The sequence below is a fragment of the Nonomuraea sp. NPDC049607 genome (assembly GCF_040675375.1).
Lineage (GTDB): Bacteria > Actinomycetota > Actinomycetes > Streptosporangiales > Streptosporangiaceae > Nonomuraea.
Genome location: NZ_JBFAOV010000001.1, coordinates 97,616 through 113,312, shown reverse-complemented (window position 1 = coordinate 113,312; position 15,697 = coordinate 97,616). Strand labels below are relative to the sequence as shown.

Below are 15,697 nucleotides of genomic sequence, written 5' to 3'. Positions count from 1 at the left end.
TCGGGGGGCGAAATCTCCAACCCCTACGCCGTCTCCTACCCACAAGAGCAGCCGACAACTCCGCGACACGGCACGGAGATCGACATCAAGGAGCGAGGAGGCGCACCCCGAGGCGCGAAAACGCTTCGCCGCGCAGGCACCTTCTGGTGCGGAAGTGGACGCGCCGGCAGGGAAGCCACAAACGCGTGCCGAAAACTCACGGCAACCGGGGTTCGGCGCATCTGGCGAATGATGATGAATCGCCAGACCTGTCATGAACTCTCGCCGATCAATCACTCCAAGGACAAGGATGATCAAACACAAGGAACGAGGGTCGGCGACCTTATGGGGCGTGGCCCTCATGGGGCTCCTGATGGCGATTGCCGGCGGGCTGGCCTCCGTGGGGGCGGTTCGGGTGGCTCGCCATCGTGTTGACGGCGCGGCCGATCTGAGCGCTCTGGCCGCCGCCAGATCGGCGATCGTCGATCCCGAGGGCGCTTGCGGCAGGGCGTCCGCGTTGGCCAGAAGGAACGGCGTCCGCCTGGTCGCCTGTGAGATCACGGGAGAGGTCGCGGACGTCCGGACCTCTCTGTCGATCACCCTGCCGATCGCGGGAACGCACACCCTCACAGGCAGATCCCGTGCGGGGCCGGTCGAGATGTCGCCTGACGGGGGCGGACAGGCCCGCCGATGACAACGAGCCGAAGCATGGGCTACGCGTCGACCTGCGGCATATGTCGAAACCGGGACATGTCCCGCGTCGACGGAGGAGGGCGGGAGCTAAGCCGGAGGGCCAGGGGTGAGGAGGATGTCCAGGAGTTGGAGTGCGCCGCGTTTGTGCAGGGGCTCGTTGCCGTTGCCGCACTTCGGGGACTGGATGCAGGAGGGGCAGCCGCGTTCGCACTCGCAGGACGCGATCGCCTCGCGCGTGGCCGTCAGCCAGTCGGTGGCGCGCGCGTAGCCGCGTTCGGCGAAGCCGGCGCCGCCTTCGTGACCGTCGTACACGAAGACCGTGAGCAGGCCCGTGTCGGCGTGCAGTTCGGTGGAGACGCCGCCGATGTCCCATCGGTCACAGGTGGCGAACAGGGGGAGCAGGCCGATCGAGGCGTGCTCGGCGGCGTGTGCGGCACCGCCCAGGTCGATGTCGGCCGCCGCGAGCGGGGCCACCGCCGTGGCGGGCAGCGTCCACCAGACCGCGCGGGTGCGGAGGGTGCGGGGCGGCAGATCGAGGGGTTCGTCGCCGAGCATCTCGCCCGACTGCATACGTCTTTTCAGGTACGAGACCACCTGCCTGGTCACCTCCACCTCGCCGAAGTGCAGCGTTCCCGGGCCGAGGGGGCGGGAGCGCTGGGTGGCGAGGATGGAGATGTCGGTGATGTCGCGGGCGAACGTCGAATAGTCGGGGTTGGCGGCCTCGACCAGGGCGACTCCGGAGTCGAGGTCGAGGGTCTCCACCAGGAAGGTCTCGCCCTGGTGGAGGTAGACCGCGCCGGTGTGGACCGTGGTGTGGGCCGAGGGTTCGTCCACGCTGCCGAGCAGGCGGCCGGTCGACGACTCGACCACCTGGATCGGGGCGCCTCCGCCGCCTCTGATGTCGGCGAGGTCGGTGGCGCGTTCGCGGCGGGTCCAGAACCAGCCTGCCGGACGGCGTCTCAGCAGGCTCTGGGCGACCAGGTCGTCCAGGACATCGGGGGTGGTGGTGCCGAAGATGGGCAGATCGTCGTCGGTCAGCGGGATCTCGGCGGCGGCGGCGCACAGGTGGGGGCCCAGGACGTACGGGTTGTCCGGGTCCAGGACGATCGCCTCCACCGGCCGGCCGAACAGGGCCTGCGGATGGTGGACGAGGTAGGTGTCCAGGGGATCGTCCCTGGCGATGAGCACGGCGAGGGCGTCCTGGCCGTCGCGTCCGGCCCGGCCGGCCTGCTGCCAGAGGGAGGCGCGGGTGCCGGGCCAGCCGGCGATCAGTACGGCGTCCAGGCCCGAGACGTCCACACCGAGTTCGAGGGCGTTCGTGGTGGCCAGGCCCATGAGGGTGCCGGCGCGCAGGGCCTTCTCCAGGAGGCGGCGGTCTTCGGCGAGGTAGCCGGCGCGGTAGGCGGCGACCTTGTCGGGGAGGGCGGCGAGGTCCTCGACGTCGTCGGGGATGGCCCAGGTGAGAGGGCTCGGGGGTGTGGGGTGACGGAGGTCCTGGAGGGCATCGGGCCGGCCCGTCGCGTCGGCGCCCGGGTCGGCGACGCTGGTGGCGTTGGCAACCGGGCTCATGGCGTCGGGAGCGGCGCTTCCGGAAGCGGGAGAGGAGCTGTGGGGGGTGGCCTCAGGGAAGCCGGAGGCGTCGGTCGGCGCGGTTTCGGAGGTGGCGGACGGAGGCCAGGGAGCGGTGACGGAGAAGGCCACGTCGGCCAGCTTGGCGCGGGCGGACAGGGCGACCGTCTCCGCGCCGCGTCGCGAACGTACGAAGGCGAGCGTCCGTACGTTCGCCAGGACGAGGTCCGCGAGGAGGTCGGCCGTCTCCGCGGTCGCCGTCCGGCGTACGGGAGCCCCTCCCTCGCCCCGCAGATCCGTCAGGGGCGGCTCCCAGAGGGCAATGGTGGTCGAACCCTTCGGCGAGGCGTCCGTGGTCACCTCGTCCATCTCAAGCCCCGTCAGCCTCATGGCGAACACGCCTGGCTCGCTCGCCGTGGCCGAGGCGAGCACGAACGTGGGGCGCGAGCCGTACCGGGCGCAGACGCGGCGCAGGCGGCGCAGGATCTGGGCCACGTGCGAGCCGAAGACGCCGCGGTATCCGTGGCACTCGTCCACGACCACCATGCGGAGACGGCGGAAGAACGAAGACCACTGCGCGTGGCGAGGCAGGACGCCACGGTGGAGCATGTCCGGATTCGTCAGGACGTAGTTGGCGTGCTGGCGGATCCACGTCCGCTCCTCGAAGGGGGTGTCACCGTCGAAGCAGGCGGCGCGCACCTGCGTGATGCGCAGCTCGCGCAGGCCGCGGAACTGGTCGGCGGCCAGGGCCTTGGTCGGCGTCAGGTACAGGACGGTGCCGCCGTCGAGGCAGGACGCGACCGCCGGAGTGAGGTACGCCAGGGACTTGCCCGAGGCCGTGCCCGTACTGATGATCACGTTTCGGCCACGGAAAGCCAGGTCGGCGGCCTCGTACTGGTGGGGCCAGAGTCCTGTGACTCCACGGTTCGCCAAGCGCGTAACGAGGACTTCCGGCGCCCAGTCGGGCCAACGGGCTTGACCCGCCTGACGTGCTGGAACATGCTCCACATGGGTAACACGCTCATGACGTGCGGGAACTCCGAGCAGGTGGGCGAGGAGTGGACCTGCTTGTTGTGGGGAGGATGGCGTGGAAGTCACTGTTTCCAGTCTTGCATCGATGGGCAAAGTCGCCGGGAATCGTGATTTCGTATAGACACAAGCCAGACGCGTGGTTGAATGCCGCGCGTCAGGGTCGGACAGTCTGGGGCCACGCTCCAGATTGCCAGGCCCGCAAGAGTACTTTCGCAGGCGAGGCGCTGGAGGATCTGTGGATCTGAAGTTGGATCACCGCACCGAAGACCGACTCACCATCGTGGAGGTCGAGGGTGAGATCGATGTCTACACGGCGCCGAGATTGCGTGAGCTCCTCATCGACCTGGTGAACAAGGGCAACTTCCACCTTCTGGTGAACATGGAGAAGGTCGACTTCCTCGACTCCACGGGGTTGGGAGTGCTCGTCGGAGGGCTCAAGAGGGTCCGGGCGCATGACGGCTCGCTTGAGCTGGTGTGCACCCAGGAGCGCATCCTCAAGATCTTCCGTATCACCGGTCTGACCAAGGTCTTCGGGATTTACGCTTCCGTCGACGAGGCCAAGGAAGCTCACGGCAAAGACAAGTAGCATGGCTACCGTCGAGCTGACGTTCAGCGCTCTCCCCGCGCATGTGCGGACCGCCCGGCTGGTGGCCACGGCGATCGCCCGTCGCACCGGCGTCGAGGAATCGCTGCTGGACGAAGTCAGGCTCGCCGTGGGTGAGGCATGTTCCCGGGCGGTCGAGGCGCATCGACTTCACTGTCCGGGCGAGCCCATCCGCATCGAGCTACGTGACGACTCCGGGCGTTTCGAGGTCACGGTCAGCGATCTGGCCCCCAGTGACGAGATCAAGCAGGAGCAGCCGCTCGATCTGGGCATGCTCTCTGACTCGTTCATGTCAGGCTTCGGCCTCGCCGTGATCACCGGTCTGGCCGATGACGTCGAGGTCTTCCCCAGCCCCAAGGGGACGAACATCCGGATGAGCTGGCCCGCCTCCAACGGGGCGGGTTCCTGACCTGACGGCGCTTGGATCGGTCCCTTGTTTTCTGAGGGTCGTGTTCGGGCTGGTCGGGTCTGTTGAGGGCGATAGACGGGGATGAGGGGGTGTCCGGTTATGGCATGCCTTCCTCCCTGTCGGATCGCACCTTTCTTGTGCCCATGAGGACGCCGAGGTCCAGGCGTCCGGGGCTTTTTCGGCATGCCTTGGATGGCTTGGTGCGGTGTGAAAGGCAGGGCGAAGAGCCCTCGCCGCGATGTTGGTGGGTGCCTCCGATCGGGGCCAGAAGCCCGCAGTCGGCACACCCGGTCGCCATGGGCTGCGGCGAGATGGCGGGCTCCCGTTTGGGGAGTCGTCACAGGTTGCCGGGGTCGGGCTGGGTGAAGGCCCGATGCGGCGCCCGAGGCTCGGGGTGACGAAGAGGGCCTGATGAATCCGTTCGAGAGCGCGGTCGGCTGGGTGTGGAAGGGGTTCGCTGCGATCATCGGGACATGACGACCGCAGCGATCTACGCAGACTTCGCCGCGCGTGAAGCGCACGGTGTGTCGCCCACGTACGAGCGGCTGGCATACGCGGTGACGCGGGATCTCGAGCTCCTGGCGTTGCTCGACGGGCTCCCGCCGGCCAAGCGGCAGCCGAACCTGCTGTTCGGCGTAGTTCGGCTGCTGGGTGGGCCGGTGGAGGATCCGGCCGAGTTCCACGATCACGCGGTGGCGAACTGGCCGGTGATCGAAGCGGAGATGCGTACCCGGACCACGCAGACGAACGAGGCCGGACGGTGTGCCGTCCTGCTGCCGGTGCTCAACGCGCTACCGCAGCCGCTCGCGCTGCTGGAGGTCGGCGCGTCCGCCGGGCTGTGCCTCTACCCCGACCGGTACGCCTACCGTTACGGCGATCACCTGGTCGGCTCTGGGGAGCCTGTCCTTGCCTGCGCGTCCACCGATATGGCGACGCCGACCGGCCTGCCGCAGGTGGTGTGGCGGGCCGGCCTGGATCTGAACCCGCTTGACGTGACCGTCCCCGCGGATCTCGCCTGGCTTGACGCCCTCATCTGGCCTGAACACACGCATCGCCGCGCCAGGCTGCGGGCCGCGGCGGCCGTGGTCGCGGCCGACCCGCCGCTGCTCGTACGGGGCGATCTGGTGGACGACCTGCCGGCGCTGGCCGCGCAGTCCCCGCCCGATGCGACGCTGGTGGTGTTCCACAGCTCGGTGCTGTACCACGTGCCGATGCCGCGACGGGTGGCGTTCGCCGAGGCGGTACGCGGCCTACCCGGCCACTGGATCGCGAACGAGGCCCCGGACGTGCTGCCCTACGACACGCTCCCGACGCCGCCGGGCGAGGCGCTGTACAACGTCCTCGCGCTGGACGGGAGGCCGCTCGCCTGGACCCGATCGCACGGCCAGGCGATCACCTGGTTCACGTGATGCGCAGGGACGGGTTGACGTCCAGCTCAACGGTCTCGAGTGTGATCGGGCGTGGTGCTGCGGAGGCTCAGTGCGCCGCAGACCGCTCGGGTGTGTAGGGATCTGGGGCCTCGCCTGATGTGAAGGCATGGCGCTGGGGCTCGACGGGGGAGGTTCGTGGTGGTACTCGACGTGGTTCTGGTGAGCCGGGCGGTCCTGGGATTTCCCGGGTGTCGGGGAGCTGGTCCGTGATATCTGGCGGCTTGGGCTCCTTTGACGTGGCCTGAGGGGGTAGCGTGTCTGCGCTCCGGGATTCTTGATCGTCCCAGGATGCCTGTGGAAGATGGCCCATAGTTGTCCACAGCCTGTGGATAGGCGGGGGATAGCCGGCCGAGTCACTTGGCCGGCGCCGGGGTGTATGGGCATGAACCCCTGAAACCGGAGGCATGGTGGCCGGCGTCAGGTCTCGAAGCCGGCGTCGGGAAGCGGGCCGGCGTCGGGGAGGGTGGCCAGCGTGGGAGCTTCGGATCGGCGTCGAGGCTTGCGTAGCTTCCCGGTGGCGTAAGGCCATCGAGGAGGCCGGCGCGGGTGGTGCCGCACGGCTGTGTTTCGGGTGGGAGTGCGGGGCGGGGTGGGGTGTCGGCGTGTCGCTGGGTCAAATCTGGGTTTCGGGCGGTCCGATTTGGGGGCTTGTCATGCCCGTAAACGCGAGGAAATTTCGCCTGTCAGATCGCAAACCGGCCTGCTGTCAGGGGATTACTGAACGGTCGCGCAAATAGCCGCCCCGAGAGCCTTCATATCCGTTCAGTGCCTGCGTAGACTCCCGGCACCGGCCAAGGTGATCCGGCGGAACCGCGGATTCAACCGGAAGCGGCACCCACAACCCGGATGGTGCCGCACCCGCCCGCCGAGAAATCCGCAGCACCGTTCGGGCAGGACGACCGGTCTTGCCGAGGAGAACGATGAGCAGGCACATGCTGGCATTGGAGCCAGCGCCCAATCTGTCCCTGAGCGGTAACAATCTCACCATCGTGATCGTGGTCGCCGCGGTCGCGCTGATCGCGCTAGCCGTCGCCGGCGGCCTCGTACGCGAGGTGCTGTCCGCCGGCCAGGGCACCGAACGCATGCAGAACATCGCGCGAGCCGTGCAGGAGGGCGCGGCTGCCTATCTCACGCGCCAATTCCGCACACTGGCGATCTTCGTGATCGTCATTCCCTTCCTGTTGCTCTTGCTGCCGGGCGAAATGGACGTACGCGTCGGTCGCTCGATCTTCTTCGTGGTCGGTGCGGTGTTCTCCGCATTGACCGGATTCATGGGCATGTGGTTGGCGGTGCGCGGAAACGTGCGTGTCGCCGCCGCGGCCAACGAGTCGGGCGAGAAGCGCGCCATGCGCGTCGCGTTCCGTACCGGCGGCGTCGCCGGAATGTTCACCGTCGGCCTCGGGCTGCTCGGTGCGGCCGTGGTCGTCTTCATCTACCAGGGCGAGGCGCCCCACGTTCTCGAAGGGTTCGGGTTCGGGGCGGCGCTGCTGGCGATGTTCATGCGAGTCGGCGGCGGCATCTTCACCAAGGCCGCCGACGTCGGCGCCGACCTGGTGGGCAAGGTCGAGCAGGGCATCCCCGAGGACGACCCGCGCAACGCCGCGACGATCGCCGACAACGTCGGTGACAACGTCGGCGACTGCGCGGGCATGGCGGCCGACCTGTTCGAGTCGTACGCGGTCATGCTGGTCGCCAGCCTCATCCTGGGCAAGGTGGCCTTCGGCGAGCAGGGTCTGATCTTCCCGCTGATCGTGCCCATGATCGGCGTGCTGACCGCGATCATCGGGATCTTCGTCACGGGAATGCGCGACCGCGACCGCAGCGGCATGGCGGCGATCAACCGCAGCTTCTTCATCTCGGCCGCCATCTCGGCGGTGCTGGTCGCCGCGGCGGCCTTCTGGTATCTGCCCAGCAGCTTCAGCGCCCTGTCGGGCTCGACCGTCACGTCGGACGCCGACCCACGCCTGATCGCGGTGGGCGCGGTGCTGATCGGGCTGGTGCTGGCCAGCGCGATCCAGCTGCTGACCGGCTACTTCACCGAGACCAACCGGCGTCCGGTGCGCGAGATCGGCGAGAGCTCGGCCACCGGCCCGGCCACCGTCATCCTGGCCGGCATCAGCGTCGGCCTGGAGTCGGCCGTCTACTCGGCGCTGATCATCGGCGGCGCGGTCTACGGGGCGTTCCTGCTCGGGTTCGGGAACGTCACGATCGCGCTGTTCGCGGTGGCCCTGGCCGGCACCGGCCTGCTGACCACGGTCGGCGTCATCGTCTCCATGGACACCTTCGGCCCGGTCTCCGACAACGCCCAGGGCATCGCCGAGATGTCGGGCGACGTCGAGGGCGAGGGCGCGCGGGTGCTCACCAGCCTCGACGCCGTCGGCAACACCACCAAGGCGATCACCAAGGGCATCGCCATCGCCACGGCCGTGCTCGCGGCGACGGCGTTGTTCGGCGCGTTCCGTACGGCGGTGGAGGACCAGCTCTCCAGGGCCGGCCAGGACATCAAGGACGCGCTGGGCGCCTTCTCGACCTTCAGCCTCAGCATCGACCAGCCCAACGTCCTGGTGGGTCTGATCGTCGGCGCCGCGGTGGTGTTCCTGTTCTCCGGCCTGGCGATCTCGGCGGTCGGCCGCGCGGCCATGCGGGTGGTCTTCGAGGTACGCGACCAGTTCCGCAACAAGCCGGGCATCATGGACGGCACCGAGAAGCCCGAGTACGGCCGCGTCGTGGACATCTGCACCCGCGACTCGCTCCGCGAGCTGGCCACGCCCGGCCTGCTGGCGGTGATGACCCCGATCGCGGTCGGGTTCGCGCTCGGCTACGCGCCGCTCGGCGCGTTCCTGGCCGGCGCGATCGCCTGCGGCACCCTGATGGCCGTCTTCCTGGCCAACTCCGGTGGCGCGTGGGACAACGCCAAGAAGCTGGTCGAGGACGGGCACCACGGCGGCAAGGGCTCCGAGGCCCACGCCGCGACGGTCATCGGCGACACGGTCGGCGACCCGTTCAAGGACACCGCGGGGCCGGCCATCAACCCGTTGATCAAGGTGATGAACCTGGTCGCGCTGCTGGTCGCGCCGGCCGTCGTCCTGTACGCGGGCAACGCCCCGTTGCGGATCGGCATCACGGTGGTGGCGGTGGCGGTGGTCGTCGTGGCCATCATCGTCTCCAAGCGCAGGTCGGTGACGAGCGAGCCGGCCAACAACGACCGCGAGCACGAGCCCGTGGCGTCGTAGCCGTCGCTTCACGAGACGCCCGCTCCGGCATCGGGGCGGGCGTCTTCGCGTGTGGGGGAATCCAGGGGATGGCTCCGGGCACAGGGCCACGCGACGCTTTCGCGAGTGGCGAGTGGCGAGTGGCGAGTGGCGAGTGGCGAGGGGCGAGGCGGGGGTTCTCGGGGGTTGGGGGTTCCCGGGCGGGTGAGGGTGGGGGTGCGGTGGGAAACTGGGCGGGTGGAAGACGACAACCGGCCCTCGGGGGGCAAGACGCTGGTCCTGATCCTGCTGGCGATGCTGGCCATCCTGGCCGTGATCGTCGGGCTCGGGATCTGGGCGTCGAGGGGATGACGTGATGCGGACCCTGATACTGCTCCGCCATGCCAAGGCCGCGCAGGTGCCCGGTCTCGCCGACCGCGAACGTCCGCTGACCGAGCGCGGCGAGCGGGACGCCGGTCGCGCCGGCGACGAGATCAGGGCGGCCGGGCTGAGCCCCGACGCGGTGCTCTGCTCGCCCGCGCTGCGGACCAGGCGTACGGCCGAGCTGGCCTTTCCGGGCATGGAGATCAGCTACGAGCGCGACATCTACCAGGCTTATCCGGAGGAACTGCTCGAACTGGTCCACAGGACCGACCCCGAGCTGGGCACGGTCGTGTTGTGCGGGCACAATCCCGCAGTGCACGAGCTGGCCCTGCAACTGGGCGGCGGCGACTACGGCTTCCGGCCGGGGGCGTTCGCGGTGATCCAGGTGGAGGCCGCGTGGGTAGACCTGTGGCCGGGGGAGGGACGCCTGGTCACCCACTGGGATCCCAAGGAGCACTGACCGGGGGCGACGCCTATGCGGGGGGCCGCCAGAGCGCTGCGTGACGGCTTCTCGCTGCCCGCGCGTCCCCCCTGGGGCTACGGGCTGCTGTGCGGGCTCGCGGTGGCGGGGCCGCTGCTGGCCGGGGTGCTGGCGGGGCGGCCGCAGTCGGGGGCCTTCCTGGCTCTCGGGGCGTACCTGACGGCGTTCGGGGACACGTACGGGCAGCCGTACGCGGCGCGGGCGCGGTTCATGGCCATCAAGATCGTGCTGATCGCGGCCGGGTGCTGGCTGGGCCTGTTCCTGGCGGACCGGCCCTGGTGGGCGGTGCTGGCGCTCGGGCTGGCCGCGGCGGCGGGCGCAAGGTGGCGTACGGTGGGCACGCCGCCCGCGTTCGCCCTGGTCACCGGGTTCTACCTGGCGGTGCCCGCGGGCTTCGGGCCGCCCGAGCTGATGGTGCTCGGCGGCCTCCTGTACGCCGTGCTGGCCCTGGCCCTGTGGCCGCTGCGCCGGTTCGACCCGCTGACGACGGCGCTGGACGAGGCCGTCCAGGCGACGGCCGGGCTGCTCGACGGGCTGGCCGGCGACGACCGGGACGATCGCGACGACCGGGACGGCCCGGACGGCTGGGACGACCTCAGGGAACGCGCGTCCAAGGCCCTGGGCGCCGCGGCCACGGCGTCGGCGGCGTTCGAGACCATGGACGCGACCGGCAGGTCCGCCGACGCGTACGTGAAGGCGCTGGTCCGCATCTTCCACGAGACGGTGGCGCTGCGCGCCCTGCGCGCGGCGGCCCCGGACGAGCAGGACGGGATCGACGACGTGGCCACGACGCTGGCCGCGGACCTGCGGGTGGCCGCGGACGGGCGGCGGGCCGGGGCGGTGGAGGCGCTGGCCGTCACCGCCGACTACGCCGAGCGCCTGGCCGCGCGCGAGCCCGCCGGCGACCCGGCGGCGCTGCGCAGCGGCGCGGTGCTCGGGCAGGCCCGGCGCTGCCTCGACCGGATCGCGCTGGGAGTGCGCACGGTGGGCTCCCTGGCCGCCCGCCACACGCCTCCGGCAGGCCGCGGCGTCCTGCCCGGCGTGCCCTGGAAACGCACGGCGGGCCGTGGGGTGCCGACCTGGAAACACGCGGCGGGCCGTGGGGTGCCGACCTGGAAACACGCGGCGGGCCGTGGGGTGCCGACCTGGAAAAGCGCGGCGGGTCGCGGGGTGCTGACCGGGAAACGCACGGCGGACCGCGGCGGGCTGCCGGGGAAGCAGCCGGGGATGGCGTGGAAGCCGGCGCCCGGAGGCTCGGGGCCCGAGCATGCCGGGCGGTTGGGGATCACCGCCGCCGTGGCGATGGCGTTGATGCTGGGGGTGCACGAGCAGTACGGCAAATGGTTCGTGTTCACCGTGCTGCTGGCGGTGCGGCCCACCTACGGGGACACGGTCGAGCGGGTGGTGCTGCGGGTGGCGGGCACCGTGGCGGGCGCGGCGGGGGCGGCGCTGATCCTGGCGGCGGTGCCGGGGCCGTACACGATCGTGGGGACGGTGCTGGTGTTCGGCACGCTCGGGTTCGCGCTGCGCGAGGTGAGCTACGGCTACTGGTCGGTCTTCGCGACGCCGCTGGCCATGATGCTCACCGACTTCTCGACCCGGCTCGACTGGGAGGCGGCGGGGATCAGGCTGGCGCTCACCGCGGGCGGCGGCGTGCTGGCGCTGGTGGCGGCGCGGCTGCTGTGGCCGCGCGGCCAGGCCGGACGGCTGCGCGGCCTGTCCGCCGAACTGCTGCGCGAGCACGGCCACCTCATCCGCACGCTGGCCGAACGCGACCTGGACCGGCTGCCCGACCGTACGGAGTCCGCCGGGACGGCGTCCGACCGGCTGCGCGAGTCGCTGGACAAGCTGGACAAGGAGCCGGGCGGCAGCGCGCCGGCCGAGCTGCGCGCCGCGCTGACGCTGGCCAGGAAGCTCAGGGACGACGCGATCCTGCTCGGCGCCGTGCTGCGCGGGGCCGAGCCGGGTTCGGACGCCACAGCGGGCGTCCTGGACGCGGTGGCCGACCGGCTGGACGCCGTGGGGCAGGCCGTACGGGAGCGGGAGCCGCCGCCCGCGGCCGACGCCTTCGAGTCGGAGCTCGACGACGTGGCGCGGGAGGTCAGCTCACTGATGGAGGAGGCGGTGGCGGGCGAGGGCACGGCGGTGCGCAGGCGGCTGCGGCACGCGGTGACCGCCCACCCGGCGCTCAGGTCGCTCTGCAAGGACGCGCTCGACCTGGCCGCCGAGGTCACCGCCCGGTTCAGGACGTGAGCACGCCGTCCTCGGCGTCGGCGGCCTCGACCTCGTCCCTGGAGATGCCCAGCAGGTAGAGGATCGAGTCGAGGTAGGGCGTGTTGACCGCGGTGTCGGCCGCCTGCCGGACGACGGGCTTGGCGTTGAAGGCGATGCCCAGCCCGGCCGCGGCGATCATGTCGAGGTCGTTGGCGCCGTCGCCGATGGCCACCGTCTGGGAGATGGGCAGCTTGGCCTCCCGGGCGAACCGCTCCAGGGCGCGGGCCTTGCCCGGACGGTCGACGATCTCGCCGACGACGCGGCCGGTCAGCTTCCCGTCGATGACCTCCAGGACGTTCGCCGCCGAGTAGTCGATGCCCAGCTCCTCGACCAGGGCGTCGGTGATCTGGGTGAAGCCGCCGCTGACGATGGCGAAGCGGTAGTCGAGGCGCTTGAGCGTACGGACGAGGGTGCGGGCGCCGGGCGTGAGCACGACCTCCTGGCGCACCTGCTCGAAGACCTCGGCGGGCAGCCCTTCGAGCAGCGCGACCCGGCGGCGCAGCGACTCGGCGAAGTCGAGCTCGCCGCGCATGGCCTGCTCGGTGACCCTGGCGACCTCGTCGAGGCAGCCGGCGTGCGCGGCCAGCAGCTCGATGACCTCGCCCTGGATGAGGGTGGAGTCGACGTCCATGACGATGAGCCGCTTGGCCCGGCGGGACAGGCCGGTGCGCTGGACGGCGACGTCGACCTCCTGGGCGGCGGCCTCGGCGGCCAGCTCGACGCGCAGGGCGGTCGGGTTGGCGCCGGAGACCGACAGCTCGATGCAGGTGACGGGCCACTGGGCGAGGCGTTCGATGCGGTCGATGTTGGCCCCGGCGGCGGCGATGCGGCCGGCGATGCCCGCGATGGCGGCGGGCTGGAGGGTGGCGCCCAGCACGCTGACCGACAGGCGGCCGCGGCGGCGCTGTTCCTTGGTCTGGGAGCCGGTGGAGAGCTCGACCTCCATGCCGAGGTCTTCCGCCACCCGCTCGACGGCGGTCCACATCGCGCCGAGGGTGGTGCCCGTGCCGGTGGACGGGCCGCCGGCGTACGCGACGAGCACGCCGAGCGTGAGTCTGCCGCGGATGACGACCTGTTCGATGTCCGCGACCGTCACCGGGAACCCGGACAGCACGGAGAAGAGCCTGGAGGTGACACCGGGCCGGTCGGGGCCGGTCAGGGTGATCAGGAGGGTGCGCTGGTCCACATCCAGCCACGGTACTGCGCCCGGTCCCGTGCCCGCGCAGCAGGCTCGCCATTCGGACACGGGCGCAGCGGTCGCGAGGACTAGCGGACGATCCTGGTCTTCGCGGTCTTGGCGTAGCCGCGCTCGGGGATGCCGAGGCGCTCAAGCTCCTCCTGGGCCAGCGACCACGTGCCCTTCTCCTGGTCCCACATGCCCTGCTGGACGTCGTACGTGATCACGCCGAGGGTCGCCTTCTGCGTGCCCGCGGCGCTCTTCTTCAGCTTCGCGTAGAAGTCCAGACGGACCCAGTCGTCCTTCTCCAGGACGTAGGGGACGCTGCAGTACAGGGCGCGGCCGTCGAGGGCGCAGATGGTGCCCTTGGGGGCGTTGTAGCGGATCTTCCGGAGGTCCACGCCCTTCGGGAACTGGCCGCCCACGAACCAGGCGTCGGCCGAGTACGGGCCGGTGTTGGTCGCCTTGAGGCTGTACTTGATCAGGCCGCCCGCCTTGGCCGTCTTGGACGCCTTCAGGTTGATGTCGAAGACCGCGAACGGGTCGTCGGCGACCTTGGCGGTGTGGGCGGCGGTGGCCGTCGTGGTGGCGGAGGCGGGCACCGCCGGAACAATCAGCGCACCGGCCAGCAAAGCCAGCGAGGCGACCTTAGTGAGGGAGTTGCGCATTACGTCTCCGGTGAGGAAGTGGCACGGGGACGCACACGAACAAGCCCCCGTAAATGTCGGCTGTTCCTATCACGAGGGCAAAATCCGTGTAAAGCTTATTTATCCAGAATCAAGTGCGTGTCGCCAAACTCGTGCCACAGATATCCCTTCCGCAGCGCCTCTTCGTACGCGCGCGCCAGCGCTTTCTCGCCCGCGATCGCCGTCAGCATGAGCAGGTGACTGGATCGCGGCTCGTGCAGCCCGGTGATGAGCCCGGTGACCGCCCGTACGCCGGAGGCCGGGGTGACGACGTGCCGGGTCCAGCCGGAGGAGGCGCTGACCTGGCCGTCCGGGCCCACGGCGGTCTCCAGGGCCCGGACGACGGTCGTGCCCGCGGCGATCACCCGGCCGCCGTTCAGCCGGGTCAGGTTCACCAGGCGGGCGGTGGCGGCGGGCACCTCGTACCGTTCGGCGTAGGGACGCTCGTCCTTCTCGGGCGAGGCCACGCCGGTGTGCAGCGTGACGGGCGCGATCGTCACGCCCCGCGAGACCAGCGCGGTGACCAGCTCGGGGGTGAACGGCCGGGCCGCGCTCGGCATCTCCGCGCTGCCCGGCACGGTGGCGAACACGGTCTGGTAGGCGTCGATGGGCCAGTCGGCCGGCACGTACGAGTAGCGGATCGGCCGGCCGTGCTCGCGCAGGTACGGCAGCACGTCCCGGTCCAGCCGCGCCCGCCACAACCGCGGCGTCTCCCGTTCGATCAGCCGCAGCGTGGCCCGGCCCGGCAGCGGCAGCCACTCGCCCGGCTCGCCGCCCCCGTACGGCTCGGACGCCTTGGCGGTCCTGCGGCGCAGCTCGACCAGCCAGGTGCCGTCCTCGCGGGCGGTCGAGAAGTGCACCGCGAGCCGGTCGAGCCGGACCGCCGCGGGCAACGTCGCCGAGTTGTTGACCACGATCAGGTCGCCGGGGTCGAGCAGTCCGGGCAGGTCGCCGAACCGGTGGTGGACGGGCTCGGCCTCGCCGCGCGAGACCATCAGGCGCACCGCGTCCCTGGCCAGCCCGCGCGCCTCGGGCGGCTCGTGGGCCGACAGGTCGGCGGGCAGCGCGAAGTCCAGCAGCGCCGTCATTGCAGGCTCACCTTCCCGCTGGCCGGCCGGGAGCCGACCAGGTCGCGCAGGGCCGCGGCCACCTTGGCGGGGTCGGCGGCCGACGACGCCTCCTGCTCCCCGACGGCGTCGGCGAGCATGCGGGTGTTCATCTCGCCGGGATCGACCCACCAGACCCGTACGGCGGGCTCCTCGGCGGACAGCACGTTCGACAGCTGCTCCAGGGCGGCCTTGGTCGCGCCGTAGCCGCCCCAGCCCTCATAGGCGCCCGTGGCGGCGTCGGAGGTGATGTTGACCACGGCCCCGCCCGCCGCGCGCAGGGCCGGCAGCGTGGCCTGGACCAGCGCGAGCGGCGCGGTCACGTTCGTCTCCAGCAGGACCCGGAACGCCTCCAGCGGGTAGCCCGCCAGCGGCGGCAGCGGGGTCGTCCCGAGGTCGCCGGCGTTGTTGACCAGGAGGTCCAGCTCGGGCGCGGCCTGTCCCAGCCGGGCGACGTGCTCGGGGTCGGTCACGTCGCCGGGGATCGCGGTGGCGCCCAGCTCGTCCGCGACCCGGCGCAGCTCGTCCGCGCCGCGGGCGGTGAGCACGAGGTTCCAGCCCGCCTCCGCCAGGGACCTCGCCAGGGCGAGGCCGAGACCGCGGGAGGCGCCGGTGATGAGAGCGGTGTTCGTCATGCCCTCGACGCTAGGATCGGCGCGCCGCGCGGGCATCGGGCGCAGGG

12 protein-coding genes are annotated in these 15,697 nt (G+C 71.0%); 7 read left to right on the top strand and 5 right to left on the bottom strand.

Features of this window, described 5'->3' with window-relative positions; translation table 11 throughout:
- Window positions 1–289 precede the first annotated feature (289 nt).
- Window positions 290–673 carry an Rv3654c family TadE-like protein gene (locus AB0J97_RS00590; RefSeq protein ID WP_364082725.1) on the top strand — a complete coding sequence of 128 codons (384 nt, stop codon included), beginning with the start codon at window positions 290–292 and terminating at the stop codon, window positions 671–673.
- An 86-nt stretch (window positions 674–759) separates the two neighbouring features.
- Here the strand turns inward: AB0J97_RS00590 and AB0J97_RS00585 are convergent, their stop codons facing one another.
- A complete protein-coding gene (locus AB0J97_RS00585; protein WP_364082722.1) occupies window positions 760–3,249 on the bottom strand; it encodes a DEAD/DEAH box helicase in 2,490 nt (829 codons plus the stop codon).
- A gap of 259 nt (window positions 3,250–3,508) precedes the next feature.
- On the opposite strand from AB0J97_RS00585, the gene AB0J97_RS00580 reads away from it, so the two are divergent.
- The 6 genes from AB0J97_RS00580 (at window position 3,509) to AB0J97_RS00555 (ending at window position 12,025) form a co-directional block, all read left to right on the top strand.
- Window positions 3,509–3,859 carry an STAS domain-containing protein gene (locus tag AB0J97_RS00580; RefSeq protein WP_043629845.1) on the top strand — a complete coding sequence of 117 codons (351 nt, stop codon included), beginning with the start codon at window positions 3,509–3,511 and terminating at the stop codon, window positions 3,857–3,859.
- 1 nt (window position 3,860) lies between these two features.
- A complete protein-coding gene (locus tag AB0J97_RS00575; protein ID WP_357692567.1) occupies window positions 3,861–4,286 on the top strand; it encodes an ATP-binding protein in 426 nt (141 codons plus the stop codon).
- A gap of 473 nt (window positions 4,287–4,759) precedes the next feature.
- Complete coding sequence (locus AB0J97_RS00570; protein ID WP_364082718.1) at window positions 4,760–5,695, top strand: DUF2332 domain-containing protein; 936 nt, start codon at window positions 4,760–4,762, stop codon at window positions 5,693–5,695.
- Window positions 5,696–6,636: 941 nt separating this feature from the next.
- Window positions 6,637–8,949 carry a sodium-translocating pyrophosphatase gene (locus AB0J97_RS00565; RefSeq protein WP_364082715.1) on the top strand — a complete coding sequence of 771 codons (2,313 nt, stop codon included), beginning with the start codon at window positions 6,637–6,639 and terminating at the stop codon, window positions 8,947–8,949.
- 334 nt (window positions 8,950–9,283) lie between these two features.
- On the top strand, window positions 9,284–9,751 hold the full coding sequence (locus AB0J97_RS00560) for a histidine phosphatase family protein (protein ID WP_364082712.1): 468 nt from the start codon (window positions 9,284–9,286) through the stop codon (window positions 9,749–9,751).
- A gap of 15 nt (window positions 9,752–9,766) precedes the next feature.
- Complete coding sequence (locus AB0J97_RS00555) at window positions 9,767–12,025, top strand: FUSC family protein (protein WP_364082709.1); 2,259 nt, start codon at window positions 9,767–9,769, stop codon at window positions 12,023–12,025.
- Here AB0J97_RS00555 and serB read toward each other — a convergent pair.
- The 4 genes from serB to AB0J97_RS00535 form a co-directional block, all read right to left on the bottom strand.
- The gene (gene serB / locus AB0J97_RS00550) at window positions 12,015–13,232 is read right to left on the bottom strand and encodes a phosphoserine phosphatase SerB (protein WP_357692554.1); all 1,218 of its coding nucleotides are present in this window, start codon (window positions 13,230–13,232) and stop codon (window positions 12,015–12,017) included. The two genes, AB0J97_RS00555 and serB, sit on opposite strands and share 11 nt — an antisense overlap.
- An 80-nt stretch (window positions 13,233–13,312) precedes the next feature.
- The gene (locus AB0J97_RS00545; protein WP_357692551.1) at window positions 13,313–13,891 is read right to left on the bottom strand and encodes a hypothetical protein; all 579 of its coding nucleotides are present in this window, start codon (window positions 13,889–13,891) and stop codon (window positions 13,313–13,315) included.
- A gap of 95 nt (window positions 13,892–13,986) precedes the next feature.
- Complete coding sequence (locus tag AB0J97_RS00540) at window positions 13,987–14,997, bottom strand: S-adenosylmethionine:tRNA ribosyltransferase-isomerase (RefSeq protein WP_357692548.1); 1,011 nt, start codon at window positions 14,995–14,997, stop codon at window positions 13,987–13,989.
- Window positions 14,994–15,650 carry an SDR family oxidoreductase gene (locus tag AB0J97_RS00535; protein WP_364082705.1) on the bottom strand — a complete coding sequence of 219 codons (657 nt, stop codon included), beginning with the start codon at window positions 15,648–15,650 and terminating at the stop codon, window positions 14,994–14,996. The genes AB0J97_RS00540 and AB0J97_RS00535 overlap by 4 nt, the downstream gene beginning before the upstream one ends.
- Window positions 15,651–15,697 lie beyond the last annotated feature (47 nt).

Bases quoted from the DNA above. Each gene is read 5' to 3' on its own strand.
- AB0J97_RS00565 (WP_364082715.1), top strand. From the start codon at position 6,637: ATGAGCAGGCACATGCTGGCATTGGAGCCAGCGCCCAATCTGTCCCTG.
- AB0J97_RS00570 (WP_364082718.1), top strand. From the start codon at position 4,760: ATGACGACCGCAGCGATCTACGCAGACTTCGCCGCGCGTGAAGCGCAC.
- AB0J97_RS00545 (WP_357692551.1), bottom strand. From the start codon at position 13,891: ATGCGCAACTCCCTCACTAAGGTCGCCTCGCTGGCTTTGCTGGCCGGT.
- AB0J97_RS00575 (WP_357692567.1), top strand. From the start codon at position 3,861: ATGGCTACCGTCGAGCTGACGTTCAGCGCTCTCCCCGCGCATGTGCGG.
- AB0J97_RS00590 (WP_364082725.1), top strand. From the start codon at position 290: ATGATCAAACACAAGGAACGAGGGTCGGCGACCTTATGGGGCGTGGCC.
- AB0J97_RS00540 (WP_357692548.1), bottom strand. From the start codon at position 14,997: ATGACGGCGCTGCTGGACTTCGCGCTGCCCGCCGACCTGTCGGCCCAC.
- AB0J97_RS00555 (WP_364082709.1), top strand. From the start codon at position 9,767: ATGCGGGGGGCCGCCAGAGCGCTGCGTGACGGCTTCTCGCTGCCCGCG.
- AB0J97_RS00560 (WP_364082712.1), top strand. From the start codon at position 9,284: ATGCGGACCCTGATACTGCTCCGCCATGCCAAGGCCGCGCAGGTGCCC.
- AB0J97_RS00535 (WP_364082705.1), bottom strand. From the start codon at position 15,650: ATGACGAACACCGCTCTCATCACCGGCGCCTCCCGCGGTCTCGGCCTC.